The sequence below is a fragment of the Neorhizobium sp. NPDC001467 genome (assembly GCF_050275975.1).
Lineage (GTDB): Bacteria > Pseudomonadota > Alphaproteobacteria > Rhizobiales > Rhizobiaceae > Neorhizobium.
This window is the reverse complement of sequence record NZ_JBNNPS010000003.1, coordinates 173,928-197,434: the sequence shown is the minus strand read 5'-3', so window position 1 is coordinate 197,434 and position 23,507 is coordinate 173,928. Positions and strand designations below refer to the sequence as shown.

Here is a 23,507-nt window from a genome sequence, read left to right as displayed (position 1 = left end):
GTTACGCGCCGTGTTCTGTTATCTGCACCGGTCTTTAAAGACCGAAAACAAAACCGGCAACCGAGGTTTCGCCATAGCCGGTCCAGGCGGCATGGGCCATAGCCAGAAGAAACGCCGCGAAACAGGCGAAAACGAGGCCATCGACCCGGTCCATCACACCGCCGTGACCGGGAATGAGGTGGCTGGAATCCTTCACGCCGAAGCGGCGCTTGATGAAGGATTCGAACAGGTCACCAATCTGGCTCGCAACGGAGAGCGCAAGGGCAAGGGCGATGGTCCGCATCGACATCTGCGAGAAGAATGACAGGATCAGTGCACTGCCCAGAACGACGCCCGAAATCGTGCCGCCAATGGCGCCCGACCATGTCTTGCCAGGAGAAATGCGCGGCGCAAGCTTGGGGCCGCCAATGGAACGCCCGAAAAAGTAGGCAAGGATATCGGTGCCCCACACGACGGCGAAAAGAAACAGCGTCGCGATCAGCCCGAACTGGTCGCTGCCACGGATCGCTGCCAGCGAAATGCCGCTAAGGCCGGCATAGAGAACGCCGCCCGGCATCCAGCCGCTGCCGCGCCGCAGGAACTTGAGCAGCAGCGCGGTGACGACGAAGCCACCGAGCAAAGGAGCACCGAGGCTGACATCGCCGAATGCGAGGTTGGCCGCGATGCAGACGACCGCAACCCAGCCGAAAGCGTCTCCACGCAGGTCCACTTCCGGCAGCCGGGTCATTTTCGACCATTCGTAATAGATCAGCAACGACATGGCGGCTGAAAACAGTCGAAAGGGAGTTCCACCGTACCAGGTCGCGGCAAGCGTTACCGCCGCCATGACGAGTGCGGACAGGGTGCGTTTTTTGAGTTCGCTTGCCATCAGCCGGCAACCGCCGCCGGCTTGGCGGTCAGTCCGCCGAAACGCCGGTCGCGCGCGGCATAGGTCTTGAGCGCGTCAAAAAACATCTGCCGGTCGAAATCCGGCCAGAAATCGGGCAGGAACAGAAATTCGGAATATGCCGCCTGCCAGAGCAGGAAATTCGACAGCCGCTCCTCGCCGCTGGTCCGGATGATCAGATCGGGATCGGGAATGCCATGGGTATCCAGACGCTGATCGATCATCGCGGCATTGATGTCCTCCGGCCGCAGCAGGCCGGCCGCAACTTCGCTCGCCAGACGCTCGACCGCGCGCACAAGCTCGTTGCGCGACCCGTAATTGAAAGCGATGACGAGCGTCAGCCCGGTATTGCGGCTGGTGGTCTCTTCGGCCTCGAGCAGCATCGGCAGAAGATCGCCCTGCAGGTTGTTGCGGTCGCCGATAATGCGTATGCGCACGTTCGACCGATGCAGTTCGGCCAGATCCCGGCGGATGAACCGGCGCATCAGGCCGAGCAGGTCGGAGACCTCGGTTTCCGGCCGGTTCCAGTTTTCAGACGAGAAAGCGAACAGGGTGAGATAATCGACACCCGCCTCGCCCGCCGCCTTGACCGCCTCGCGAACGGCCTCGACACCCTTGCTATGCCCGACCGTGCGCGGCAGGCCGCGCTGGTTCGCCCAGCGACCGTTGCCGTCCATGATGATGGCAACGTGTTTCGGGATCACGGGAAGATCAGGTTTCACCATTTTCAGTCCGGCGTTCATGGCAGCAACAGGCAGGCGGCGGTGCAGGTCCTAGACCTGCATGATTTCCTTTTCCTTCTCCGCAAGCAAGCGGTCCAGTTCCGAAATCGCATCATCTGTCATCTTCTGGATCTTTTCAGACTGCGCGCGGCTGTCGTCCTGACCGATATCGCCGTCCTTCTCCGCCTTCTTCAAGGCGTCCATACCGTCACGACGCACGTTGCGCACGGCAACCTTGCTCTTTTCGGTATAGTCATGCGCGACCTTGACCAGCGACTTGCGGCGCTCTTCGTTGAGCTCGGGCAGCGGGATGCGCAGGTTCTGGCCGTCCATGATCGGGTTCAAGCCGAGATTTGATTCGCGAATGGCGCGGTCGACGGCGTTGACCATCGACTTGTCCCAGATGGACACGCCGAGCATGCGCGGCTCGGGAACGGTGATGTTGGCGACCTGATTGAGAGGTACGCGCGAGCCATAGGCTTCGACCGTCACCGGATCAAGAATATTGGCCGAGGCCCGACCCGTGCGCAGCGAGGCAATGTCGCTCTTGAAGGCCGTGATCGCGCCGTCCATGCGACGCTTGATGTCATTGAGATCGATGGCACCGCTCATCTTACACTCCATATGTTGTTTGAGGTCCGCTGCGATGATCCGCGCGGACCGTCCCTGAGGGATCAGTTGTCGACAACGATGGTCTTCAGACCGCCGCCCGTCAAGATTTCGGCAAAACCTCCGCGTTCGTGGATGGAGAACACGATGATCGGGATCGCATTTTCCTTGGCAAGCGCCACGGCCGTCACATCCATTACGGCAAGCCCTTTTTCAAGGACCTCGGCATGGGTGAGCTGGTCGAAGCGGGTGGCCGTCGGATCCTTCTTTGGATCGGCGGTGTAGATACCGTCCACCTGCGTTCCCTTGAACAGGGCCTCGGCACCGATTTCCGCCGCACGCAGCGCGCCGGCGCTGTCGGTGGTGAAGAACGGGTTGCCCGTGCCGCCGGCAAAAATCACGACCCTGCCCTGCGACAGATGGTGCAGCGCCTGGCGCTGCGAGAAGCTTTCGCAGATTTCGGGCATGGAAATGGCCGACAGAACAACCGTGTCGACTCCAAGCTTGCGCAGCGAGGTCGCCAATGCCAGCGCATTGATGACGGTCCCGAGCATGCCCATGTGGTCGCCGGTGACGCGGTCCCCACCCTTGGAGGCGACTGCCACGCCACGAAAGATGTTGCCGCCACCAACGACGATGCCGACATCCACGCCCATGCGGCGAGCGTCGGCGATATCGGCGGCGATCCGGTCGGCGACCGTGACGTCAATGCCAAAACCCTGGCTGCCCATAAGGGCTTCGCCGGAAACTTTCAAAAGCACACGTTTGTAGATTGGCTGGGCAGACATGGATACTCCTTCGAGGCTCGCACCGCCAAGCCCGATACACGAAGGGCACCGCGTTGTCACGCGATGCCCTTGTGATTATTGACATTGTATAGAGATATCAGCCCTTGGAAACGGCTGCGACTTCGGCCGCGAAATCGGTCTCTTCCTTCTCGATGCCGTCGCCCAGCAGCAGGCGGGCCATGCCGGTGACTTCGATCGGAGCGCCGACTTCCTTTTCGGCAGCCTTGACGGCTTCGCCGACGGTGAGGTCAGGGTTGATGACGAAAGCCTGCGACAGAAGAGCGACTTCCTCGAAGAACTTGCGCATGCGGCCTTCGACCATCTTTTCGATAATGGCTTCCGGCTTGCCGCTCTCGCGCGACTGCTCGATGAACACGTTGCGCTCGCGCTCGGCGACGGCAGGATCGACTTCTTCCGAACGGATGGCGAGCGGAGCCGTTGCAGCAATGTGCATGGCAACCTGACGGCCGATGGCGTTGAGGGCATCCTTGTCGCCGGTCGACTTCAGGGCAACCAGAACGCCGAGCTTGCCGAGACGGTCGGCAGCAGCGTTGTGGATGTAGGTGGCGACAACGCCGTCTTCGACTTCGAGAGCCGCCGAACGACGCAGGTTCATGTTTTCGCCGATGGTCGCAACAGCGTCCTTGATGGTGTCGGTAACCGACTTGCCGGTCGCCGGGTAGGAAGCGGCGCCAACGGCTTCAACGGTGCCGTCGGTGGTGAGCGCCACGTCGGCAATGCCGCGAACCATGGTCTGGAAGGCGTCGTTACGGGCAACGAAGTCGGTTTCGGAGTTGACTTCAACAACAACAGCCTTGGTGCCATTAGATGCAACGCCGATCAGGCCTTCAGCAGCCGTACGGCCCGACTTCTTGTCGGCCTTGGCGATGCCCTTGGCGCGCAGCCAGTCGATTGCCGCTTCGATGTCGCCGTCGTTTTCGGTCAGCGCCTTCTTGCAGTCCATCATGCCTGCGCCGGACTTTTCGCGCAGTTCCTTCACCAGTGCAGCGGTGATTTCAGCCATTGTGAGCCTCTTGTCGGTTCGAGTTGCGTGCCGCCGGAAAAACCTCGGCGAACTCAAGGTTTTGGGAACGAATGTACCCGGAAGTATGACAGGGTGATGAAGATCATCACTGGCCCGCCGTCTCGACCGCAGAAGTTATGCATGCGGGAGGACAGGCCCTTAAACGGCCAAGGCCAGGGATTGGGATCTCTGGCCTTGGACGAATTCGAAAAGATGGAGCGGTCTTGCCGCTCCGTCCCAGACGATTAAGCCTGAGCTTCGGCTTCGCCTTCGAGAGCCGGCTCGATCGGAGCTTCAGCCATGCCGCCGAGGTCACGGCCCGAAGCGCCCTGCTGGCGGGCAATGCCGTCGATGGCAGCGCGGGCGATCAGGTCGCAATAGAGCGAGATGGCGCGCGAGGCGTCGTCATTGCCCGGGATCGGGTAGTCGATCAGGTCCGGATCGCAGTTCGAGTCGATGATGGCGACGACCGGGATACCCAGGCGCTTGGCTTCGTCGATGGCGATCTTTTCCTTGTTGGTGTCGATGATCACCATCAGGTCCGGGGTGCCGCCCATGTCGCGGATACCGCCGAGAGCCTTTTCAAGCTTCTCGCGTTCGCGCTCAAGGTTCAGGCGCTCTTTCTTGTTGTAGCCGGACTGTTCCGAAGACAGGATCTCGTCGAGCTTGCGCAGACGGGCGATCGAGTTCGAGATGGTCTTCCAGTTGGTCATCATGCCGCCGAGCCAACGCGAGTTGACGTAGTACTGGGCAGAACGCTTGGCCGAGTCGGCGATCAGCTCGGAAGCCTGACGCTTGGTGCCAACGAACAGAACGCGGCCGCCACGGGCAACGGTGTCCGAGATGACCTGCAGGGCGCGCGACAGCATGGGAACGGTCTGCGCGAGGTCGATGATGTGGATGTTGTTACGATCGCCGAAAATGTACGGCTTCATCTTCGGGTTCCAGCGGTGAGTCTGGTGGCCGAAGTGGACGCCTGCTTCGAGAAGCTGACGCATGGAGAAATCGGGCAATGCCATGCCTAGTTATCCTTTTCCGGTTGAACCTCCGCAAGGCGAACAGCATCCCATTCAGGAATGCCACCGGGCGGAACCGGCCGGATTTCTCCCGGACGATCCCAAGCCTTACGTGTGGAATGGTGGTGCCCATACAGCGCTTCGCCCTTGAGATCAAGGCGAAGGCTCAAAAAAGATGGGATAGGCTCAGTCCTTGGGGCAAGGCCATTCGGCCGATGCGTGCAAACCAGCCGGCAGTTTGGTGGCCGCGTCACCGCAGGCAAGATCAATCTGCGACTGCGCCAAGTCGGTTGCGCCCGACAGGTCCAGCCCCTCGATCCGCGTCAGGAACATGAAGGCACGGTCGAATCGTGGCGGCCTGGAAAATGTCGCCGCACTCAGGTCCGCCCGCGACAGGTTGGCGAGCGTGAAATCGGCACCCGTCAGGTCGGTTCCATCGAAGGAAGCGCGTCCGATCTCGGCTTTCTCGAAATTTGCCCCTGCCAGTCTGGATCCGTTGAAGTTTGCACGTTGCAGTTCCGCAGATTCGAAGCTCGCGCCCTCGGCGGAAATATTCTGCAGACCGGCGCGGTAGCCCTCGGCGCGCGAAAAATCGGCCTTATTGGCGGTTGAGCCCGTAAACCATGCCCGGATGATCCGGGTCTTCTGAAGGTTGGCGCCAGTCAGGTTGTTGTTTCTGAGATCGGTCATGGAAAAATCGGCTTCAGACAGGTTGGCGCCCTGAAAGTCGTTCCCCGACATCATCAGGTTCTTCTTGACGCATCCGCTCCAATCGACACTGGCGGCCGGCGACGAACCGCAACTGCCCGCGGCACTGGCCGAAGAGGACGCAAAGCTGGCTGCGCCGGCAAGAAGCGCCGCCAGCACAAAACCGGAAAAAAGACCTGACTGCCGATACATCGTTTTCGAATTCCCAAGCGTTTGAGAAAGCCTTTCACGATATATGGGATAGCCGCTAGGCGACGTCACCACTGCGGAGCGATTAAGCCCCGATTTATTTGCAGTCGGTGGCGCGATCGAGCACTTCCAGCTTGGCGAGTTGGCCAGTCAGGACGAAATCCCCGTAATCCATGGTCAGATCACGTGTGATGCCGTTGTCATAAAGCTTGAAAGACATGCGATAGACCGGAACGCCATCACCGGTGCCACCATCGTTGAAATAGGCGATCGTGACCGGCCAATAGGCCTGTTTGGAAAACTCACCGGCCTGTCCGGCATCGCTGTCATCGGCCGCAGGCGTCTGCTTCTTGCCGACGACCGTGGACGTCAGAAGGCTTTTGTCCCCGTCTTCCGAACCATCGAAAATCCGCGCTTCGAAGAACCGTTTGCCCTTGCGTGCGTTGTCGAGCACTTCCAGCATGTGCTGGGTGGGGAACTGGCTCGGCGTCAGGTCCAGTTCGCGCGCATCCGGCTTCTGCAATGCCACCTTGACGCCCGTCGAGACATTGGTCGCCTCGCCGCGGACCTGCTTGTCGAGCTGCTCGTCGGTGAACGACTTCGTTTCGAAACGGAATTCCTTGAGATCGGCATTCTCGAACGTCGTCGTCTGCTGGTCCGTGGTGCGCTGGTCTTCACCAGTGTCGGTCTTGGTGACGAATCGGAAATTCGTGGTGAATCCGCTGCAGGCGGAACCGGTAAACTCATAGACCATGCGGCCATACATGCCCTCAATGCCGGAACGCTCCGACACATCCTTGAGCTTGAGATCGTAGACGGCCCGATGCGGGATCAGCGCCCGTGCGCCTTCGGCGCCGGCGGCGGCCGATGTCGCGGTAGACGCCATCATTGCCGCCGTGAATGCCAGCCCCAGCGTCAAGCGAAACATCCAATCTCTCCTATCGGAACGGTGGCGCATTGTTATAAGAACGCCATCGAGTAATGCTTATCGTCCTGCATGCAGGATTTCTGCTCATATTACAACAAAAGCCGGAGACCATAATGTCCGATGCCATCGAAAGCCGCCTGACCGAACTTGGGATTACCCTGCCTGTCGCAGCAGCCCCTGCCGCCAATTACGTATCCTACGTCATCAGCGGCAACCTGCTTTACATTTCCGGCCAGTTGCCGACTGAAGATGGCAAACTTGAGATCAAGGGCCTTGTCGGACAGGACGTCGATGTCGCGACCGCCAGCCGCGCCGCCGAACTCTGCGCAATCAATATTCTTTCCCAGGCCAAGGCAGCGCTTGGCGGCGATCTCGGCAAGATCAAGCGCGTCGTCAAGCTCTCGAGCTTCGTTGCGTCTGCTCCCGGCTTCACCGACCAGCATATCGTCACCAATGGCGCGTCGAACCTGATTGCCAATGTTCTCGGCGAAGCCGGCAAGCACGCCCGCGCCGCCGTGGGCATGGCAGCGCTGCCGCTCAACGCCGCCGTTGAAATCGAGGCCATCATCGAGATCGACGTATGACTTCGGCCACCTGGATCAAGGAACTGCCGGTCGCCCATCGCGGCTACCACGACATGAACAACCAGATCTGGGAAAACACGCTGTCCGCCTTCGAGCGGGCGGCGGCAGCCGGTTTCGCTATCGAATGCGACCTGCAGCTTTCCGCAGACAGCGAAGTCATGGTTTTCCACGACGACACGCTTGACCGGCTGTGCGGCATTTCTGGCGATGTGCGTGAGCGCACCGCGGCGGAACTCGGCATGCTGTCGATCGGCGGCACCAAGGACCGTATCCCGACGCTAAAGCAGATGCTAGCGCTGGTAAATGGCCGCGTCCCTCTCGTCATCGAGATCAAGGGCCGCACCGCCGAGCTGGATGACGGTTTTGTCGAGGCCGTTCTGGACGTGCTGGAAGGCTACAAGGGCAAAGTCGCCCTGATGAGCTTCGACCACCACATCCTGCGCGACCTGAAGCGTGTCGAGGCACCCTACCCGCTCGGCCTCACCGCCATGGGCGACAAGCCGGATGATTTCTTCAAGCACGACGATGCCATCCATCTCGGGCTGGATTTCATTTCGTACCACTGGCCGCACCTGCCCAACACTTTTATCACGGCCCAGCAAAAAGCCGGCATTCCGATCATCACCTGGACGGTGAGGGATGAAATGGCGCGCGAACATACCTATAAACATGCTGACCAGATGACGTTCGAGGGTTTCGACCCGAGGGAGACTTCCTCCCGCTAGAAGGCAGACCTCCTGCCGCCAAAAGAGACGCATGACCGGAAATCTTACGATCCGCATCGAAAACGCGTTCAAGGCGATCAGCCCTCAGGGCTGGTCGCGTCTCTCCGGAACCCACCGGGGCGGCACCCTGCCTTACAATCCCTTTCTCTCCCACGCCTATCTTTCGGCTTTAGAAGAATCTGGCTCGGCAACCGCCAAGACCGGCTGGCACGGCCATCACCTCCTGCTGGAAACCGAAGGCGGAAAACTGATCGGCGCCATTCCCGGCTATCTGAAAAGCCATAGCCAGGGAGAATACGTGTTCGACCACGGCTGGGCCGACGCTTTCGAGCGCGCTGGCGGCCAATATTACCCCAAACTGCAATGCACCGTGCCCTTCACACCTGCTACCGGCCCGCGTCTCTTAACTGCCGAAGGGTATGACGCCGACGTGGTGCAGGACACGCTGGCGGCCGGTTTGCAGGAAGTCACGCGCCAGCTCGGCATTTCATCCGCCCATGTCACCTTCGTGCGCGAGGAAGAACTAGCGGCGCTGGAGGATGACGGTTATCTGCACCGTACCGACCAGCAGTTTCATTTCATCAACAACGGCTATCCCGATCATGCGGCCTTTCTGGACACATTGTCGTCCCGCAAGCGCAAGGACCTGAAAAAGGAACGGCGCGCCGCACTGGAAAACGGCATCAGCATCGACTGGCTGACCGGCTCGGATTTGACGGAAGAGATCTGGGACCAGTTTTTCGCTTTCTACATGGATACAGGCGGCCGCAAATGGGGCCGCCCTTACCTAAACCGAAATTTTTATTCGCTGATCGGCGAGCGCATGCCCGACGACATCCTGCTCGTGATGGCAAAGCGCGAAGGCAGATACATTGCCGGCGCCATCAATTTTATCGGCCAGGACGCACTCTACGGCCGCCACTGGGGCTGTATCGAGGATCACCCCTTCCTGCATTTCGAAGTCTGCTATCATCAGGCCATCGATTTTGCGCTGGCAAAGGGCCTGAAGCGGGTTGAAGCCGGCGCACAGGGCGAACACAAGCTGGCGCGTGGTTATCTTCCCGTCACCACCCATTCCGCCCATTACATCGCCCATCCAGGGCTTCGAAACGCCGTTGCCCACTATCTCGAGCGCGAACGGCGTGACGTTGAGGAAATGAGCGGTTACCTCACCGAACACAGCCCGTTCCGCAAAGGCGAGCGACAGGAACAAGACTGAAGCGCGACCAGGCGCACCCTACCAAACGCATCCAAAGAGAGGATTTATCCATGAGCGGCATCGCCTATGACGACGGCAATATCTTTGCAAAGATCCTGCGCGGCGAGATCCCCTGCCACCGCGTCTATGAAGATGCCGATACGCTGGCCTTCATGGACGTGATGCCGCAGGCGCCGGGCCATGTGCTTGTGGTGCCGAAAAAACCGTCGCGCAACATGCTGGATGCCGATCCGGCCGTGCTCGCGAAAACAATCGCGGTCGTCCAGAAGATTGCCCGCGCTGCCAAGGACGCCTTCGATGCGGATGGCGTCTTTATCGCCCAGTTCAACGAACCGGCTGCCGGGCAGACCGTGTTCCACCTGCATTTCCACATCATCCCGCGCCACCAGGGTGCGGCTCTGAAACCGCATTCCGGCAAGATGGAAGACGGCGACGTGCTTGCCACCAACGCCGAAAAGATCATCGGCGAACTCGGAAACTGATAGAGAGCCATCCGGGGAATACGTCATCCTCGGCCTTGTGCCGAGGATCTAACCGCGTCAACGATATCAGCAGCTGCAGATCCTCGGGACAGGCGCGAGGATGACGGCGGATAGGTTTTCGACCTTTGTCGGCAGTTTGAGGCGGGCACTGCTGCATGCCTCTACGGCTGCAGGAACAACAATCCCGCAATGAGGATGGCGATCGGCACCAGCACGCCGACCGCCACTCTTTTTCCCGTCGCGAGAAAAACCGCAAAACCGATGCCGGCTGCCGCCAGACGAAGCCAAAGAGGTGAATTGGCGAGCGTGCCGGTCGGGAATACGATGAGCTTGGCCGTCACCGCCATGACGAGCGCGGTCGCCACCGCCCTCACCCAATAGAGCGCTTCGGAATCCTCGTTCAGCCGATGGCCGATCAGCACGCCCATCCAGCGCCACATATCGGTCGCCAGAAAACCGGCAACGATGATGACCACATAGGTCCACCAGCCATCCGCCATCAGACGGCCTCCGACCTGGCCGGCGCCTTGCGACGCCGATGCCGATCGATCAGATAAGCGACCGTGCCGCCGCCGATGCCCGCGACCAATACATCCAGTCCAGGCACCACCAGCGCCAGCGCCGGCCCGGCCACGATACCGATGACGAAGGCCAGCTTCACCACCGGCTGCACCGCACTCGCCCACAGAGACGAGATGAAATAGACCGGCGTCAGCATGAACAGCGCACCGGCGATGACCGGCGGAAACTGGGAAACAACGCCGTAACTCACACCAACGATCAGTGTGTTGGTCAGCGTCAGCGTCATGCCAAAACCGGCGAAAAACGCGACGCGGTGGTCGCGCGGCACGTCGCGCAAATGCCGCGAGGCAAACACCCAAGATGTGATGGCGATGAAATGCGAGACGAAGAGCAGGACAGGCAGCGGCGTCCTCTTGGCACGCATCTCCGGCATGATCGACGCCACCATCGGCATCATGCGGATCGAAGACAGTGTCACGGCAATGAAGGAGGCAGCAATATGGGCACCGCCCAGCATGCTGCCGACCAGAATCATCTGCGCCGGTAAGGCCCAGATGGCGAGCGTCATGGCGACCGCCTCACCCCGCGTTAGGCCCGATTCCAGCGCAAAGGCGCTGAAGCCGACATAGGAGGTCATCAGGATGAAGGCGGGCAAGGAAAGAATGCCGCGCATGCCGGTGAGGAACCAGCCGAGATTACCGCGAGGTGAAGACATGAGTTGTCCGGTTATCATTCATCAACCGGAGTACAAAAACGACGATGCCGGGACAAGCCCGGCATCGCAATCATTCGATGGTCAATGAAACGCCCTATTTCTTCTTGGGCACTTTCGGAACGACGCTCGTCTTTCTCGGTGCCGCCTTAACCGGTTTTTCTTCGGCGATGACGTCTCCGTCATCCATGGTCTGCGCCTTTGCAGCACTGCCGCCCTTGGCTTTCGGCTCGGACTTCTTGGCTGTCTTCGGCTTCGAAACCTTGCCCTTTACCTCTTCGGCCGCTTCCTTTACCTCAGCCTCTGGCTTCGGCTTTACCGGCACGGCCTCCGGAATGCATTCGAGCTTCAGCGTGTTCTTGCCGTCGTCGTCCTTGCCAACCGTGACATTGACCACACCACCCTTGCGCAGCTTGCCGAACAGGATCTCGTTGGCGAGCGGCTTCTTGATATGCTCCTGGATGACACGCGACAGTGGCCGTGCACCCATCTTTTCGTCATAGCCCTTTTCGGCCAGCCAGGCGATCGCATCCTGATGCAGGTCGAAGGTGACATTGCGCTCCGACAGCTGGGTCTCCAGTTGCATCACGAACTTCTGGACGACCTGATGGATGACTTCCGTCGGCAACGGTGCGAATGGAATGATCGCATCGAGACGGTTGCGGAATTCCGGCGTGAACAGGCGGTTCAATGCCTCTTCATCCTCACCAGTGCGTTTGGAGGAACCGAAGCCAATGGCGGCCTTAGCCATTTCCGATGCGCCCGCATTGGTCGTCATGATCAGGATAACGTTACGGAAATCGATCTTCTTGCCGTTATGGTCGGTCAGCGAACCGTGGTCCATGACCTGCAGCAGGATATTATAGATATCCGGATGCGCCTTCTCGATTTCGTCGAGCAGGACCACGGAATGCGGGTGCTGGTCGACGCCATCGGTCAAAAGACCGCCCTGGTCGAAGCCGACATAACCGGGAGGTGCGCCGAGCAGTCGCGAGACTGTGTGGCGTTCCATATATTCCGACATGTCGAAGCGCTGCATTTCCACGCCGAGCGACGAGGCAAGCTGCTTGGCGACTTCCGTCTTGCCGACGCCGGTCGGGCCGGAGAAGACGTAGGAGCCGATCGGCTTGTTCGGTTCGCGCAGACCTGCACGCGCCAGCTTGATCGCCGTCGACAGCGCCTCGATCGCCTTGTCCTGACCGTAGACGACGGAACGCAGTTCCTTTTCAAGGTTGGCGAGAACCATCTCGTCATCCTTGGAAACCGTCTTTGCCGGAATGCGGGCCATCGTGGCGATCGTCGCCTCGATTTCCTTCTCGGTGATCAGCTTGCGGCGCTTGGAAGCGGTCAGCAGCATCTGCGCCGCACCGGTCTCGTCGATCACGTCGATCGCCTTGTCCGGCAGCTTGCGGTCGGAGATATAGCGGGCCGAAAGCTCGACAGCCGCCTTGATCGCCTCGTTGGTATAACGCAGCTTGTGGTATTCTTCGAAATAGGGTTTCAGGCCCTTCATGATCTCGATCGCATCGTCGATCGACGGTTCATTGACGTCGATCTTCTGGAAACGACGCACCAGAGCCCGGTCCTTTTCGAAGAACTGGCGATATTCCTTGTAGGTGGTCGAACCGATGCAGCGGATCTGACCCGAGGACAGAGCCGGCTTCAACAGGTTGGACGCATCCATGGCGCCGCCCGACGTCGCACCCGCACCAATCACGGTGTGGATTTCGTCGATGAACAGGACCGCGCCCGGAAACTCTTCGAGTTCCTTGACGACCTGCTTCAGGCGTTCCTCAAAATCACCGCGATAACGGGTGCCGGCGAGCAGCGTGCCCATGTCGAGCGAAAAGATCGTCGCATCGGCGAGCGCTTCCGGCACCTTGCCTTCAACGATACGCTTGGCGAGGCCTTCGGCGATCGCCGTCTTGCCGACGCCCGGATCACCCACATAAAGTGGGTTGTTCTTGGAGCGGCGGCAAAGCACCTGGATCGTACGGTTGACCTCGGAATGGCGACCGATCAGCGGATCGATGCGGCCGTCCTTGGCCTTGTCGTTCAGGTTGACGCAATAGGCCTTCAGCGCATCGGCGGGCTTCTTGGTAGCGCCATCCTCGGCCTCGCCGCGCGAAGATGAGGATTTTGCATCCGCATCGCCTTCCTCGGCGCCACGCGGCGTGCGCGTCTGCGACGCACCCGGTCGCTTGCCGATGCCGTGGCTGATGTAATTGACGGCATCGTACCGCGTCATTTCCTGCTCCTGCAGGAAGAAGGCGGCGTGGCTTTCGCGCTCGGCAAAGATCGCGACGAGCACGTTGGCACCGGTCACTTCCTCACGGCCGGAAGACTGGACGTGAATGACGGCGCGCTGGATGACGCGCTGGAAGCCGGATGTGGGTTTAGAATCCTCGTCGTAACCGGTGACAAGGTTGGCCAGTTCGTTATCGACGTAATCGGACACCGTCTTGCGAAGGTTGTCCAGATTGACATTGCATGCGCCCATGACAGCCGCCGCATCGGAATCGTCGATCAGCGCCAGGAGCAGATGCTCCAGCGTTGCATATTCGTGGTGCCGCTCATTGGCGAAGGTCAGTGCCTGATGCAGCGCCTTTTCGAGACTAGGCGAAAATGTTGGCACGGCGTTACCTCACTTCTTTTCCATAACACATTGCAGCGGATGCTGATGCTGTCGGGCGAAATCCATGACCTGACTTACCTTGGTCTCTGCGACCTCATACGTGAACACTCCGCATTCGCCCACGCCGTGGTTGTGTACATGCAGCATGATGCGCGTCGCCGCGTCGAGATCCTTCTGGAAAAAACGCTCCAGAACATGAATGACAAACTCCATCGGGGTGTAGTCGTCATTCAGCAAAAGCACACGGTAGAGACTGGGCTTCTTGGTCTTCGGTTTCGTTCGGGTGATGACCGAAGTTCCCCGATTACCGTCGTCGCCGTTTCCGTTCTTGTCGTCCTGCATAAAGATCGGCGCTGCGATCATCGTCTTTTATTCCTCAGTCGTCCGGCAACCGATCCTTGGGAGGTGATCGAACCAGACGTTGGTCCCTTAACTTAGTTCATTCGCGAAGGATTTTAAGCCCTCCGCGGCCCGGCGCAATCACAATTCCAAACGGCACACGGTGATGAGGCGAAAATGCGGGACTGCACGACACGATCAGATCCATCCCGACAGCGAAGGATATCGCTGATCACGGTCATATAGGAACGGCAATCCATCGATAAAAGATGCGCCCGCTGGCTTGCGCAGGGCCGACCTTTCGGCCCGTTCAGCCCAATGAAAAAGCGGGCCAGAAGCCCGCCTCATCAAGTAGGCCTCAGGGCCGATATGTCATCTCGATCAAAGATCGACGTCGAGGATCGCCATCGAGAAGTTGTAGGAACGCTCCTCGTCCTCATCGTCCACATAGACGACGCCGAGAAACTCGTCACCGGCATAGACTTCGGCCGAATCGTCCTTGCGCGGGCGCGCCTTGACCACGAAGGTCGGGTTGAAAACGCGCTTGAAATAGGCGTCAAGTTTCTTGATTTCGTCCGGCTTCACTGGCGTTTCTCCGTCTGCAGTTCATGGTGCGGCGCTTTTGGCATGGCTCGGCGGGAAAAGTAAAGACGGGAACGCCCGCCATCCTCGGCAACGAGAATGGCGACATAGAGCACCGGGTCGAAGGGTCAATCCTCGGCCACCAACATCTGGTTCATGACACGCGAGGGCTCCGAGCAACCGGCAGTTCCGACAACCTTTGCGGGCACGCCAGCCACCGTGCTGTTATGCGGAACGGGCTTGAGCACGACCGAGCCGGCGGCGATACGGGAGCAATGGCCGATCTCGATATTGCCGAGGATTTTTGCGCCTGCCCCGATGAGCACCCCATCCCCGATCTTGGGGTGACGGTCGGCGCCTTCCTTGCCGGTGCCGCCGAGCGTAACCCCGTGCAGGATCGACACATTGTCGCCGATGACGGCGGTTTCGCCGACGACGAGACCCGTGGCATGGTCAAGGAAAATTCCCTTGCCGATGCGTGCGCCGGGATTGATGTCGGTCTGGAACACGCTTGATGAACGGCTCTGGAGATAAAGCGCGTAATCGCGCCGGCCGCGGTTCATCAGCCAGTGCGCCAGGCGGTGCGTCTGCAGCGCATGAAACCCCTTGAAATACAGCAGCGCCTCGATGAAACGCAGGCACGCGGGATCGCGGTCGTAGACGGCCTGGATGTCGACACGCAGAATGCCGCCCCATTCCGGCCAGTCCGCCAGCATTTCCTCGAATGTCTGTCGCAACAGAACGGCCTGGAGATCCGGATGGTCAAGGCGCTCGCAGATCCGGTGAATGACGCAATCCTCCAGGGAGCGATGGTTCAGCACCGTCGAATAGAGAAATGCCGCCAGAAGCGGATCATGGTCCGCTCCGGCGCGGGCCTCCTGGCGCAGCGTATCCCAGATCGGATCCACCATGGCGACGGGATCCTTCTGGAGAGCCTCGTGACGTGCAGACATGGGCACTTCCTTGTTTCTTCAGGCGCTTATAATATAGAACAGCTTTGCGACGATACCAATGCCCGCGGAAACGCATTCCGGTGAACCGAGGGATCAACGCCATTCACAGCCCGGCATAAAATTCCAGCACGGCGGCTTTGAACACGCGGTCGCCGACGGCAAGCATGTGATCGCGATTAGGGATATCGAGCGCCCGTGCATTCGGCATCAGCGCCGCCAGTTCCTGCGGCGATCCCGCGATGTCGTCCTTGGTGCCGACGCCGATCAGCGTTGGAACATCGATCCTGCCCATCTCGGCCCGTTCGACCAGATCGCGCGATCCCCGGATGCAGGCGGCCAGCGCTTGCCGGTCGCTCTTCGTCTGTTCGGCGAACATGCGGAACATGCGGCCGCGATCGTGACTGATGTCTGCGATCACGGGCGCCACGAGCGCGTCGGCGATCGGGTCCCAGTCGCCCACGCCGTCGGTCATGCCGATGCCCAGACCACCGAGAACCAGCGAACGAACCCGCTGCGGAGCGGCAAGGGCCATGAAGGTCGCAATGCGCGCGCCCATCGAATAGCCCATCACGTGGGCGCGGGAAATACACAGATGGTCGAGCAGTGCGACCGCGTCGGTCGCCATGAGCCAGGGACGATAGGCATCCGCATCGCGCGGCTTGTCGCTTGCGCCATGACCACGATTGTCGAGCGCGATAACCCGGTAGCCCGCCTCACCGAGCGTCTTCAGCCAGCCCGGATGCACCCAGTTGACCGTGGCAGTCGAGGCGAAACCGTGGATCAGCAGCACCGGATCGCCGGACGGGTCCCCCTTATCGAAGAACGCGATTTTCAAACCGTCATGGTCGAACTGGGAAAAGGCGGGCGCGGTGAGGTTCATGGCAAATCCTGGCTGGGCGTCTCTTGCTTCGCGCGGCCTCCTATCGCATGAAGCCGCCCGCCCCTGCTTAAACGCGATTTTTGCCCCAAGTTTCAAGTGCACGGGCGCAATTCCGCTTCATCATGGCGATCGCGCGGTCTATAAGCGCGGCAAATCGAAAGGACAGATCTTGGCTGCACGCGACCGATATTCCCGAAAGCTCGAATGCTCGCAATGCGGACATAGCGGTTATGCCGAGGTTTCCGAGGATGACGATCCGCGCCGCAAGACGCCGGGTTTCGCAGTGGACGAGATGCCGGCCGGCTTCATGACCGAATTCGCCTCGAACGATCCACGCAAATACATGATCCGCTGCCGTTGCGGCCACAAGTTCCGCTTTGAGCAGAAGACCGTTTACGCGCCTGGCGGAGAACCTCGGCGCTGAGCCGGCAAGTGTCCTGACGCCGCTCTGGCGCGCAGGAAAGCGCCGGAATTTTTCCTACACATTCGGCGGGCCTCGCTATATGGTCCGTCACAAACTATCGATCGGAGACGAACATGGCCGGGCATGCAATTCCTCACTTCCAGAACGACGGTGGTCACGCCACGATCCAAATCGGCGTCAAGGAATTCATGTGCACGGGTGCCAACGTGCCGTTCGACCATCCCCATATCTATATCGACATGGGCGACGACAACGAGAAGGTCTGCTCCTACTGCTCGACGCTTTACCGCTACAATCCGGCCCTGAAAGCCGATCAGACCGAGCCGGCAGGCTGCGTCTTCCACGTCAAGGCGGCGTGACCTTCGGTCCTTGCCCATGAGCATGAAGAGGATCGCGATCGTCGGCGCCGGCATCGCCGGCCTGACAGCGGCTCTGGCTTTGTCGCGTCGCGGTATCGCTTGCGACATCATCGAGCGGGCGGTCCGGCTGCAGGAAGTCGGCGCGGGCTTGCAGGTGTCGCCGAATGCCTCGCGTATCCTTGCAGAGCTCGGCATCCTGCAGTCGCTCGAACCGAGCTGGAACGAACCCGATCGCATCGCGCTTAGTTCCGGTCTGTCGCTACGCGACCTCGCCCATGTGCCGGTCGGCCGCTTTGCGCGTGAGCGATGGGGCGCGCCCTATGGCGTCCTGCACCGCGCAACGCTGCAACGCGCCCTTCTGTCTGCGGTCGAGCAACAACCGCTCTGCCGGCTTCACCTTGGTGTGCCGCTCGACAACCCGGCGCTCGACGTTGTTTCCGCCATCACCCACCAACCTGCTGATCTAGTGATCGGTGCGGACGGCGTGTGGTCGAAAGTGCGCGGCCTTGTGCCCGGCGCGCCGGCACCGATCTTTTCCGGCAATATTGCCTGGCGGCTCACTGTTGCGTCGCCCAAGGCACCGCCGGCATTGAAGGCCAATGCCGTCACGGCGTTTCTGGGCCCGGGCGCGCATCTGGTTTCCTATCCGCTCGGAGAGACCGGCAGCTTCAATGTCGTTGCCATTTCCACCGGCCCCAACCCGGGCCAAACCTGGCAGGCCGATGCAAGCGCCAGGCATCACGACCTACTCTTGCGGCAGTTCGCGGCCTGGCACCCGCAAATCCGCGCGCTACTGGCAGAGGCCGCAGACGCCACGTTCTGGCCGCTCTGCGAGGTTACGCGCGGCCGCTGGCATAATGGAGGCAAGGTAGTCCTGATCGGCGACGCAGCGCATGCAATGATGCCCTTCGCCGCCCAGGGCGCATCCATGGCGATCGAGGATGCGGCGCGCCTGGCCGACCATCTGACGCGGGCCGGGACAATCGCTGACCGGCTGAACGCTTTCGAACAGGAGCGCACTGCACGCGTTGATCGGGTGCGCGCTCGCGGTGCCTTCAACCGTTTCGTCTATCATGCCCGCGGCCCTGCCCGGCTGGCGCGCAATTTCGCCCTGTCGATGCGGTCGCCGCAATCGCTCGCCGGCGACTTCGACTGGCTCTACGGCTTTGACGCAGCCGATCCTTGACTATCTGATGGATGCGGCAGCAGCAAAGCCGGCCTCAAGGTCGCGCTTGATGTCAGCCACGTCCTCCAGACCGATCTGCAGGCGAATGACCGGGCCTTCCGCCGGCGCCTTGCGGATCGTGCGGTCGGACAGGTTGACCGCAACGGCCAGGCTCTCATAGCCGCCCCAGGAATAGCCGAGACCAAACAGCTTCAGCGTATCAAGAAACGCATGCGAGCGCCGCTTGAATTCCGCCTGCTCGCCAACCTTCAGCACGAAGGAAAATACCCCGCTGGATCCCTTGAAGTCGCGCTTCCAGATCTCGTGGCCGGGAAAACTCGGCAATGCCGGATGCAGAACCTTGGCGACGTCGTCTCGACTTTCCAGCCAGCGGGCAATCTCCAGCGCGCTTTTCCGGTGATGATCGAGCCTCACCCCCATGGTGCGCAGGCCGCGCAGGATCTGGTATGCATCGTCCGGGGCGCCGCATATGCCCATCGCGCCATGCGCCGCCAGAAGTGCTGGCCAGTGTCTGGCATTGGCTGAGACGGAACCCATGACGATATCGGAATGGCCGGACGGATATTTCGTCGTCGCATGGATGGACACGTCCGCCCCAAAATCAAGTGGCCGAAAATAGAGCGGCGTCGCCCAGGTATTGTCCATCGTCACGACACAGTCATGCTTATGCGCCGCCGCGCTGATGGCGCGGATATCCTGCATTTCCATCGTGTTCGAACCCGGCGCCTCGGTATGCACCAGTTTCGTGTTCGGACGGATCAGCGCTTCTATGCCGGCGCCTATCTCGGGATCGTAATATTCGACCTCCACGCCGAGCCGCGTCAGCATCGTGTTGCAGAAGTGACGGCATGGCTCATAGACCGAATCGACGATCAAGGCATGATCGCCAGCCGAGAGATAGGCAAGAAAGGGAATGCTGATGGCCGCCAATCCCGAGGGAACGAGAACGGTGCCGGCCGAGCCCTCCAGGTGATCGAGGGCTGCGCAGAGCGCGTCCGTGGTCGTAGTGCCACGGGTGCCATAGGTATATTTCTGACCGCGGCGCTCCATCGTGGCGCAATCAGGAAAAAGAACGGTAGAGGCGTGGACCACGGGTGGGTTTACGAAACCGTGATAATCGCGCGGATCGTAACCGATATGGGCCAGTTTCGTGTTTGGTCCGGCATTGTCCAAAAAAGTGTCTTTCGTCATATCCAACGCGCCGCTTTCATTCAAAGATGTGACGCAAACTTTGGCAGAGAGTTGCAACGGGGGTCAAGCGCCGGTCGAGACGAAAGGCTGAGGCGTAGCCAACAGCTTAGCGCTTGCGCACCCGCCGTCCAGATATTGAGCTTGTGCTCAACGAATGAGCACATTCTCAGTTTTACAATCGTTTAAGGCGAGAATCGGGCAGCCACATCTTGACCAAGACCGGATTTGCGACTGTGATAGGCATTGCTCGCTCCGGGAGGCTTTGCGAGCTTGGGGGCCGCCTCCTTTTTCGGACGGCCGACTGGGATCCATCACAAGAAGATAAGGTTGGGAAAATGAAAAAGACGCTTCTTTCAGTTGCGATTGGCGCGGCAGCTCTGGGCCTGGGCTCGGCTGCATCCGCCGCCACGCTTGATGACGTCAAGGCAAAGGGTTTCGTACAGTGCGGCGTCAATACCGGTCTTGCCGGCTTTGCACAGCCGGACGCTTCCGGCGCGTGGAAAGGCTTTGACGTCGATTACTGCCGCGCCGTCGCTGCTGCCATCTTCGGCGATGCAAGCAAGGTAAAATATACGCCCACCACGGCCCAGAGCCGTTTCACGGCACTGCAGTCCGGTGAAATCGACATCCTTGCCCGTAACACCACCTGGACGATCAGCCGCGATACCGCGCTCGGCTTCAACTTCCGTTACGTCAACTACTACGACGGCCAGGGCTTCATGGTTCCGAAGTCCCTGAACGTGAAGTCGGCTCTCGAACTGTCGGGCGCCGCCGTCTGCGTCCAGTCGGGTACCACGACCGAGCTTAACCTTGCCGACTATTTCCGTACCAACAACCTGCAATACAACCCGGTCGTCTTCGAAAAGCTCGAAGAAGTGAACGCGGCCTATCAGGCCGGCCGTTGCGACGTGTACACGACCGACCAGTCCGGTCTCTATGCCACGCGTCTGGCACTGTCCAACCCGGACGAACACGTGATCCTGCCGGAAATCATCTCCAAGGAGCCGCTCGCTCCGGCCGTTCGCCAGGGCGATGACAAGTGGCTCGACGTCGTCACCTGGGTCGGTTACGCGCTGGTCCAGGCCGAGGAATTCGGCATCACCCAGGCCAATATCGACGAGAAGAAGAGCTCCACCAATCCGGACGTGAAGCGGTTCCTCGGCACCGAAACCGACACCAAGATCGGCACCGATCTCGGCCTGACCAACGACTGGGCCTATAAAGTCATCAAGGAGGTCGGCAATTATGGCGAAGTCTTCGAGCGCAATATCGGCCAGGGCAGCCCGCTGAAGATCGCTCGCGGCCTCAACGCCCTGTGGAGCAAGGGCGGCCTGCAATACGCACCGCCGGTCCGCTGATCTCGTGATTTGATAGTCCGCAGGATGGCATTCCATCCTGCGGACTTTCCCGCATCGAAGACAAAAATAAAAATAACGAACAAACGACCCATGAAGGGTCGCAGGGGATTGGCAAAGCATGACGGATAAAGCCGTAACCGCGCCCCCGCCCAGGCGGGGAACAACCTCACTTATCTACGACCCCAAGGTTCGCAGCATCTTCTTTCAGGTGCTCACCGTGGTCATCATCGTCGTTGCGGTCATGTGGATTGCCCACAACGTCAGCAGCAACCTCGCGCGGACCAATACGGCGTCAGGCTACGGCTTCCTGAACGGCCGTTCGGGCTTCGATGTCGGCCAGTCGCTGATCGCCTATTCCAGCGATTCGACCTATGGGCGCGCCATCGTCGTCGGTATGCTCAATACGCTTCTGATCGCTGTGACCGGAATCATTACGGCGACGATCGTAGGCTTCATCATCGGCATCGGAAGGTTGTCGAAGAACTGGCTGATCGCCCGGCTGTGCACGGTCTATGTGGAAACCTTCCGCAACATTCCACCGCTTCTCGTGATCTTCTTCTGGTATTCCGGCGTGCTTGCCATCTTGCCGCAGCCGCGCGATGCCATCCATCTGCCGTTGTCGACTTTCCTCAGCAATCGCGGCCTGACCTTCCCCTACCCCATCTGGGGCGAAGGCGCTTCGATCCTTCCGATCGTCTTCGTTGTCGCGGTCATCATCGCGATCGGCTTTGGCCTTTGGCAAAAACGGCGCCAGATGGCCACCGGCAGACAGCTGCCGACCGGCTGGATCGCGGCCGCGATCGTCATCGGCCTGCCGGTTCTTGCCTTCATTGCCGTGGGCGCGCCGCTAAGCTTCGACTTCCCGATCGAGGGCCGCTTCAACCTGTCCGGTGGCGGCACCGTGCGCCCCGAATTCGTGGCGCTCTATCTCGCTCTCTCGCTCTATACGGCAGCCTTCATCGCCGAAATCATCCGCGCCGGCATCAAGGGCGTCGGCAAGGGGCAGACCGAGGCGGCTGCCGCACTCGGTCTCCAGCCAGCCAAGACGACGCAGCTTGTCGTCGTGCCGCAGGCGTTCCGCATCATCATTCCGCCACTGACCAGCCAGTATCTGAATCTGACCAAGAATTCCTCGCTCGGCGTGGCGATCGGGTTTCCGGAACTGTTTTCGACCGGCAGCACGACGCTGAACCAGACCGGTCAGGCCATCGAAATGATCTCGATCATGCTGACCATCTACCTGTCCATCAGCATTCTGACCTCGCTGTTCATGAACTGGTTCAACGCCAAGATGGCGCTGGTGGAGCGATAGATCATGTCCAACACCCAGACTTCCTATGTGCGCACCGAAATGCTCGGCGCCGAACCCGCCCCGAGCAGCAACAGCACGATCTCCGGCTGGCTGCGCAGCAATCTTCTCGCCACGCCGAAAGACGTCGTGCTGACCATCCTGGCGCTCGCTCTTCTGGCGCTGTCAGTTCCCGGCATTATCAATTGGCTGTTCATTCAGGCCAGTTGGTTCGGTTCGGATCGGTCCGTCTGCGCAACCATTGCGCAAGGCGGGATCCAGCCGGATGGCTGGAAAGGCGCCTGCTGGGCTTTCGTCCAGGATCGCTTCCAGCAGTTCATCTTCGGGCGCTACCCGCTCGACGAACGCTGGCGCGTCATCATCGTCGGCCTGATGATGGTCGTGCTGCTGGTGCCGCTATTGATCCCCAAACTGCCGCACAAGACGGTCAACGCCGTTCTCCTGTTCGTCGTGTTTCCGGTCGTCGCCTTCTTTCTGCTTCATGGCGGTTATTTCGGTCTTCAGCGTGTCGATACGCCCCTATGGGGCGGCATGATGGTGACGCTGATCCTCTCCTTCGTCGGCATTGCGGTGTCGTTTCCGGTCGGCATTCTGCTGGCTCTCGGACGCCGCTCGCACATGCCGGTCGTCAAAATGTTCTGCGTGCTGTTCATCGAGGTCATCCGCGGCGTGCCGCTGGTCATGGTTCTGTTCATGGCCAATGTCATGCTGCCGCTGTTCCTGCCGACGGGCTGGACGATCGACAATTTTCTACGCGCCATCGTCGGCGTCGCGCTGTTCGCCTCAGCCTATATGGCGGAAGTCATCCGTGGCGGCCTGCAGGCCATTCCCAAGGGACAGAGCGAAGGCGCTAACTCCCTCGGTCTCAGCTACTGGCAGAAAATGCGGCTGATCGTTCTGCCGCAGGCGATCAAGGTCGTTATTCCGGGCATCGTCAACACGTTCATCGGACTGTTCAAGGATACCTCGCTCGTCGCCATCATCGGCATGTACGATCTCCTCAACATCATCCGCCTGAACTTTGCCGACACGACCTGGATCACGCCGATGACGCCTTTGACGGGTCTCGTGACTGCCGCGATCATCTACTGGATCTTCTGCTTCGGCATGTCGCGCTATTCCGCCTTCATGGAACGGCACCTCGATACCGGCCACAAACGATAATAAGGGGAAAACC

The 23,507-nt window shown here is 60.2% G+C and carries 26 protein-coding genes; 10 read left to right on the top strand and 16 right to left on the bottom strand.

Annotation, left to right across the window (positions count from 1 at the left end; genetic code table 11):
• Positions 1 to 34: 34 nt before the first annotated feature.
• The 8 genes from ACQKKX_RS09445 to ACQKKX_RS09410 all read right to left on the bottom strand — a co-directional run bounded on the left by ACQKKX_RS09445 (position 35) and on the right by ACQKKX_RS09410 (position 6,870).
• A complete protein-coding gene (locus ACQKKX_RS09445) occupies positions 35 to 868 on the bottom strand; it encodes a phosphatidate cytidylyltransferase (protein ID WP_427570381.1) in 834 nt (277 codons plus the stop codon).
• Positions 868 to 1,611, bottom strand: a complete 744-nt coding sequence (locus tag ACQKKX_RS09440) for an isoprenyl transferase (protein WP_427570379.1) — start codon at positions 1,609 to 1,611, stop codon at positions 868 to 870. The genes ACQKKX_RS09445 and ACQKKX_RS09440 overlap by 1 nt, the downstream gene beginning before the upstream one ends.
• Positions 1,612 to 1,659: 48 nt before the next feature.
• Positions 1,660 to 2,220 (bottom strand): ribosome recycling factor, encoded by a 561-nt coding sequence (gene frr / locus ACQKKX_RS09435; RefSeq protein WP_427570377.1) that lies wholly within the window; start codon positions 2,218 to 2,220, stop codon positions 1,660 to 1,662.
• A 62-nt stretch (positions 2,221 to 2,282) separates the two neighbouring features.
• Positions 2,283 to 3,005, bottom strand: a complete 723-nt coding sequence (gene pyrH, locus ACQKKX_RS09430; RefSeq protein WP_427570375.1) for a UMP kinase — start codon at positions 3,003 to 3,005, stop codon at positions 2,283 to 2,285.
• Positions 3,006 to 3,102: 97 nt separating this feature from the next.
• The gene (tsf, locus tag ACQKKX_RS09425) at positions 3,103 to 4,029 is read right to left on the bottom strand and encodes a translation elongation factor Ts (RefSeq protein ID WP_427570373.1); all 927 of its coding nucleotides are present in this window, start codon (positions 4,027 to 4,029) and stop codon (positions 3,103 to 3,105) included.
• 245 nt (positions 4,030 to 4,274) lie between these two features.
• Positions 4,275 to 5,048, bottom strand: a complete 774-nt coding sequence (gene rpsB, locus ACQKKX_RS09420) for a 30S ribosomal protein S2 (RefSeq protein WP_427570371.1) — start codon at positions 5,046 to 5,048, stop codon at positions 4,275 to 4,277.
• A 183-nt stretch (positions 5,049 to 5,231) separates the two neighbouring features.
• Entirely contained in the window at positions 5,232 to 5,945 is a 714-nt protein-coding gene (locus tag ACQKKX_RS09415; protein ID WP_427570369.1) for a pentapeptide repeat-containing protein, read from the bottom strand.
• 94 nt (positions 5,946 to 6,039) lie between these two features.
• Entirely contained in the window at positions 6,040 to 6,870 is an 831-nt protein-coding gene (locus ACQKKX_RS09410) for a cell envelope integrity EipB family protein (protein WP_427570368.1), read from the bottom strand.
• A 113-nt stretch (positions 6,871 to 6,983) separates the two neighbouring features.
• Between ACQKKX_RS09410 and ACQKKX_RS09405 the strand changes: the two genes are divergently transcribed.
• From ACQKKX_RS09405 to ACQKKX_RS09390, 4 genes are read left to right on the top strand one after another with little or no spacing between them, the layout of a single operon-like run.
• On the top strand, positions 6,984 to 7,454 hold the full coding sequence (locus ACQKKX_RS09405; protein WP_427570366.1) for a RidA family protein: 471 nt from the start codon (positions 6,984 to 6,986) through the stop codon (positions 7,452 to 7,454).
• Positions 7,451 to 8,179, top strand: a complete 729-nt coding sequence (locus tag ACQKKX_RS09400) for a glycerophosphodiester phosphodiesterase (protein WP_427570365.1) — start codon at positions 7,451 to 7,453, stop codon at positions 8,177 to 8,179. The genes ACQKKX_RS09405 and ACQKKX_RS09400 overlap by 4 nt, the downstream gene beginning before the upstream one ends.
• Before the next feature lie 31 nt (positions 8,180 to 8,210).
• Positions 8,211 to 9,398 carry a GNAT family N-acetyltransferase gene (locus ACQKKX_RS09395; RefSeq protein ID WP_427570363.1) on the top strand — a complete coding sequence of 396 codons (1,188 nt, stop codon included), beginning with the start codon at positions 8,211 to 8,213 and terminating at the stop codon, positions 9,396 to 9,398.
• A 50-nt stretch (positions 9,399 to 9,448) separates the two neighbouring features.
• Positions 9,449 to 9,880 (top strand): HIT family protein, encoded by a 432-nt coding sequence (locus ACQKKX_RS09390; RefSeq protein WP_427570362.1) that lies wholly within the window; start codon positions 9,449 to 9,451, stop codon positions 9,878 to 9,880.
• A gap of 161 nt (positions 9,881 to 10,041) precedes the next feature.
• Here the strand turns inward: ACQKKX_RS09390 and ACQKKX_RS09385 are convergent, their stop codons facing one another.
• The 7 genes from ACQKKX_RS09385 to ACQKKX_RS09355 form a co-directional block, all read right to left on the bottom strand.
• A complete protein-coding gene (locus ACQKKX_RS09385) occupies positions 10,042 to 10,380 on the bottom strand; it encodes an AzlD domain-containing protein (protein WP_427570361.1) in 339 nt (112 codons plus the stop codon).
• Positions 10,380 to 11,117 carry an AzlC family ABC transporter permease gene (locus ACQKKX_RS09380; protein WP_427570360.1) on the bottom strand — a complete coding sequence of 246 codons (738 nt, stop codon included), beginning with the start codon at positions 11,115 to 11,117 and terminating at the stop codon, positions 10,380 to 10,382. The genes ACQKKX_RS09385 and ACQKKX_RS09380 overlap by 1 nt, the downstream gene beginning before the upstream one ends.
• A 94-nt stretch (positions 11,118 to 11,211) precedes the next feature.
• Positions 11,212 to 13,749 (bottom strand): ATP-dependent Clp protease ATP-binding subunit ClpA, encoded by a 2,538-nt coding sequence (gene clpA, locus ACQKKX_RS09375; RefSeq protein WP_427570359.1) that lies wholly within the window; start codon positions 13,747 to 13,749, stop codon positions 11,212 to 11,214.
• A gap of 9 nt (positions 13,750 to 13,758) precedes the next feature.
• Entirely contained in the window at positions 13,759 to 14,112 is a 354-nt protein-coding gene (gene clpS / locus ACQKKX_RS09370; RefSeq protein ID WP_427570358.1) for an ATP-dependent Clp protease adapter ClpS, read from the bottom strand.
• 357 nt (positions 14,113 to 14,469) lie between these two features.
• Positions 14,470 to 14,673, bottom strand: coding sequence for a DUF3126 family protein (locus tag ACQKKX_RS09365; RefSeq protein WP_112731183.1), 204 nt, complete (start codon positions 14,671 to 14,673; stop codon positions 14,470 to 14,472).
• Positions 14,674 to 14,798: 125 nt separating this feature from the next.
• Positions 14,799 to 15,623 carry a serine O-acetyltransferase gene (gene cysE, locus ACQKKX_RS09360; RefSeq protein WP_427570357.1) on the bottom strand — a complete coding sequence of 275 codons (825 nt, stop codon included), beginning with the start codon at positions 15,621 to 15,623 and terminating at the stop codon, positions 14,799 to 14,801.
• Positions 15,624 to 15,726: 103 nt separating this feature from the next.
• On the bottom strand, positions 15,727 to 16,503 hold the full coding sequence (locus ACQKKX_RS09355) for an alpha/beta fold hydrolase (RefSeq protein WP_427570356.1): 777 nt from the start codon (positions 16,501 to 16,503) through the stop codon (positions 15,727 to 15,729).
• 169 nt (positions 16,504 to 16,672) lie between these two features.
• Here ACQKKX_RS09355 and ACQKKX_RS09350 point away from each other — a divergent pair, with 169 nt between their 5' ends.
• The 3 genes from ACQKKX_RS09350 to ACQKKX_RS09340 all read left to right on the top strand — a co-directional run bounded on the left by ACQKKX_RS09350 (position 16,673) and on the right by ACQKKX_RS09340 (position 18,472).
• A complete protein-coding gene (locus ACQKKX_RS09350; protein ID WP_427570355.1) occupies positions 16,673 to 16,927 on the top strand; it encodes a hypothetical protein in 255 nt (84 codons plus the stop codon).
• Positions 16,928 to 17,040: 113 nt separating this feature from the next.
• A complete protein-coding gene (locus tag ACQKKX_RS09345) occupies positions 17,041 to 17,286 on the top strand; it encodes a zinc-finger domain-containing protein (RefSeq protein WP_427570354.1) in 246 nt (81 codons plus the stop codon).
• A 16-nt stretch (positions 17,287 to 17,302) separates the two neighbouring features.
• The gene (locus tag ACQKKX_RS09340; protein WP_427570353.1) at positions 17,303 to 18,472 is read left to right on the top strand and encodes an FAD-dependent monooxygenase; all 1,170 of its coding nucleotides are present in this window, start codon (positions 17,303 to 17,305) and stop codon (positions 18,470 to 18,472) included.
• Here ACQKKX_RS09340 and ACQKKX_RS09335 read toward each other — a convergent pair whose 3' ends face one another.
• Positions 18,473 to 19,663: a cystathionine beta-lyase gene (locus ACQKKX_RS09335; protein ID WP_427570352.1), complete on the bottom strand. Its 1,191-nt coding sequence runs from the start codon at positions 19,661 to 19,663 to the stop codon at positions 18,473 to 18,475.
• A 335-nt stretch (positions 19,664 to 19,998) separates the two neighbouring features.
• Between ACQKKX_RS09335 and ACQKKX_RS09330 the strand changes: the two genes are divergently transcribed.
• From ACQKKX_RS09330 to ACQKKX_RS09320, 3 genes are all read left to right on the top strand, one after another.
• Positions 19,999 to 21,021 carry an amino acid ABC transporter substrate-binding protein gene (locus ACQKKX_RS09330; protein ID WP_427570351.1) on the top strand — a complete coding sequence of 341 codons (1,023 nt, stop codon included), beginning with the start codon at positions 19,999 to 20,001 and terminating at the stop codon, positions 21,019 to 21,021.
• Positions 21,022 to 21,139: 118 nt separating this feature from the next.
• Positions 21,140 to 22,333, top strand: a complete 1,194-nt coding sequence (locus ACQKKX_RS09325) for an amino acid ABC transporter permease (RefSeq protein ID WP_427570350.1) — start codon at positions 21,140 to 21,142, stop codon at positions 22,331 to 22,333.
• A 3-nt stretch (positions 22,334 to 22,336) separates the two neighbouring features.
• Positions 22,337 to 23,494, top strand: a complete 1,158-nt coding sequence (locus ACQKKX_RS09320; protein WP_427570349.1) for an amino acid ABC transporter permease — start codon at positions 22,337 to 22,339, stop codon at positions 23,492 to 23,494.
• Positions 23,495 to 23,507 lie beyond the last annotated feature (13 nt).

Coding starts and splice junctions, on each gene's coding strand:
- ACQKKX_RS09400 (WP_427570365.1), top strand. CDS start 7,451: ATGACTTCGGCCACCTGGATCAAGGAACTGCCGGTCGCCCATCGCGGC.
- ACQKKX_RS09385 (WP_427570361.1), bottom strand. CDS start 10,380: ATGGCGGATGGCTGGTGGACCTATGTGGTCATCATCGTTGCCGGTTTT.
- ACQKKX_RS09380 (WP_427570360.1), bottom strand. CDS start 11,117: ATGTCTTCACCTCGCGGTAATCTCGGCTGGTTCCTCACCGGCATGCGC.
- ACQKKX_RS09415 (WP_427570369.1), bottom strand. CDS start 5,945: ATGTATCGGCAGTCAGGTCTTTTTTCCGGTTTTGTGCTGGCGGCGCTT.
- rpsB (WP_427570371.1), bottom strand. CDS start 5,048: ATGGCATTGCCCGATTTCTCCATGCGTCAGCTTCTCGAAGCAGGCGTC.
- ACQKKX_RS09325 (WP_427570350.1), top strand. CDS start 21,140: ATGACGGATAAAGCCGTAACCGCGCCCCCGCCCAGGCGGGGAACAACC.
- frr (WP_427570377.1), bottom strand. CDS start 2,220: ATGAGCGGTGCCATCGATCTCAATGACATCAAGCGTCGCATGGACGGC.
- ACQKKX_RS09330 (WP_427570351.1), top strand. CDS start 19,999: ATGAAAAAGACGCTTCTTTCAGTTGCGATTGGCGCGGCAGCTCTGGGC.
- ACQKKX_RS09390 (WP_427570362.1), top strand. CDS start 9,449: ATGAGCGGCATCGCCTATGACGACGGCAATATCTTTGCAAAGATCCTG.
- ACQKKX_RS09335 (WP_427570352.1), bottom strand. CDS start 19,663: ATGACGAAAGACACTTTTTTGGACAATGCCGGACCAAACACGAAACTG.
- ACQKKX_RS09445 (WP_427570381.1), bottom strand. CDS start 868: ATGGCAAGCGAACTCAAAAAACGCACCCTGTCCGCACTCGTCATGGCG.
- ACQKKX_RS09395 (WP_427570363.1), top strand. CDS start 8,211: ATGACCGGAAATCTTACGATCCGCATCGAAAACGCGTTCAAGGCGATC.
- ACQKKX_RS09405 (WP_427570366.1), top strand. CDS start 6,984: ATGTCCGATGCCATCGAAAGCCGCCTGACCGAACTTGGGATTACCCTG.
- ACQKKX_RS09355 (WP_427570356.1), bottom strand. CDS start 16,503: ATGAACCTCACCGCGCCCGCCTTTTCCCAGTTCGACCATGACGGTTTG.
- ACQKKX_RS09440 (WP_427570379.1), bottom strand. CDS start 1,611: ATGGTGAAACCTGATCTTCCCGTGATCCCGAAACACGTTGCCATCATC.
- clpS (WP_427570358.1), bottom strand. CDS start 14,112: ATGATCGCAGCGCCGATCTTTATGCAGGACGACAAGAACGGAAACGGC.
- ACQKKX_RS09340 (WP_427570353.1), top strand. CDS start 17,303: ATGAGCATGAAGAGGATCGCGATCGTCGGCGCCGGCATCGCCGGCCTG.
- cysE (WP_427570357.1), bottom strand. CDS start 15,623: ATGTCTGCACGTCACGAGGCTCTCCAGAAGGATCCCGTCGCCATGGTG.
- tsf (WP_427570373.1), bottom strand. CDS start 4,029: ATGGCTGAAATCACCGCTGCACTGGTGAAGGAACTGCGCGAAAAGTCC.
- ACQKKX_RS09345 (WP_427570354.1), top strand. CDS start 17,041: ATGGCCGGGCATGCAATTCCTCACTTCCAGAACGACGGTGGTCACGCC.
- pyrH (WP_427570375.1), bottom strand. CDS start 3,005: ATGTCTGCCCAGCCAATCTACAAACGTGTGCTTTTGAAAGTTTCCGGC.
- ACQKKX_RS09320 (WP_427570349.1), top strand. CDS start 22,337: ATGTCCAACACCCAGACTTCCTATGTGCGCACCGAAATGCTCGGCGCC.
- ACQKKX_RS09410 (WP_427570368.1), bottom strand. CDS start 6,870: ATGTTTCGCTTGACGCTGGGGCTGGCATTCACGGCGGCAATGATGGCG.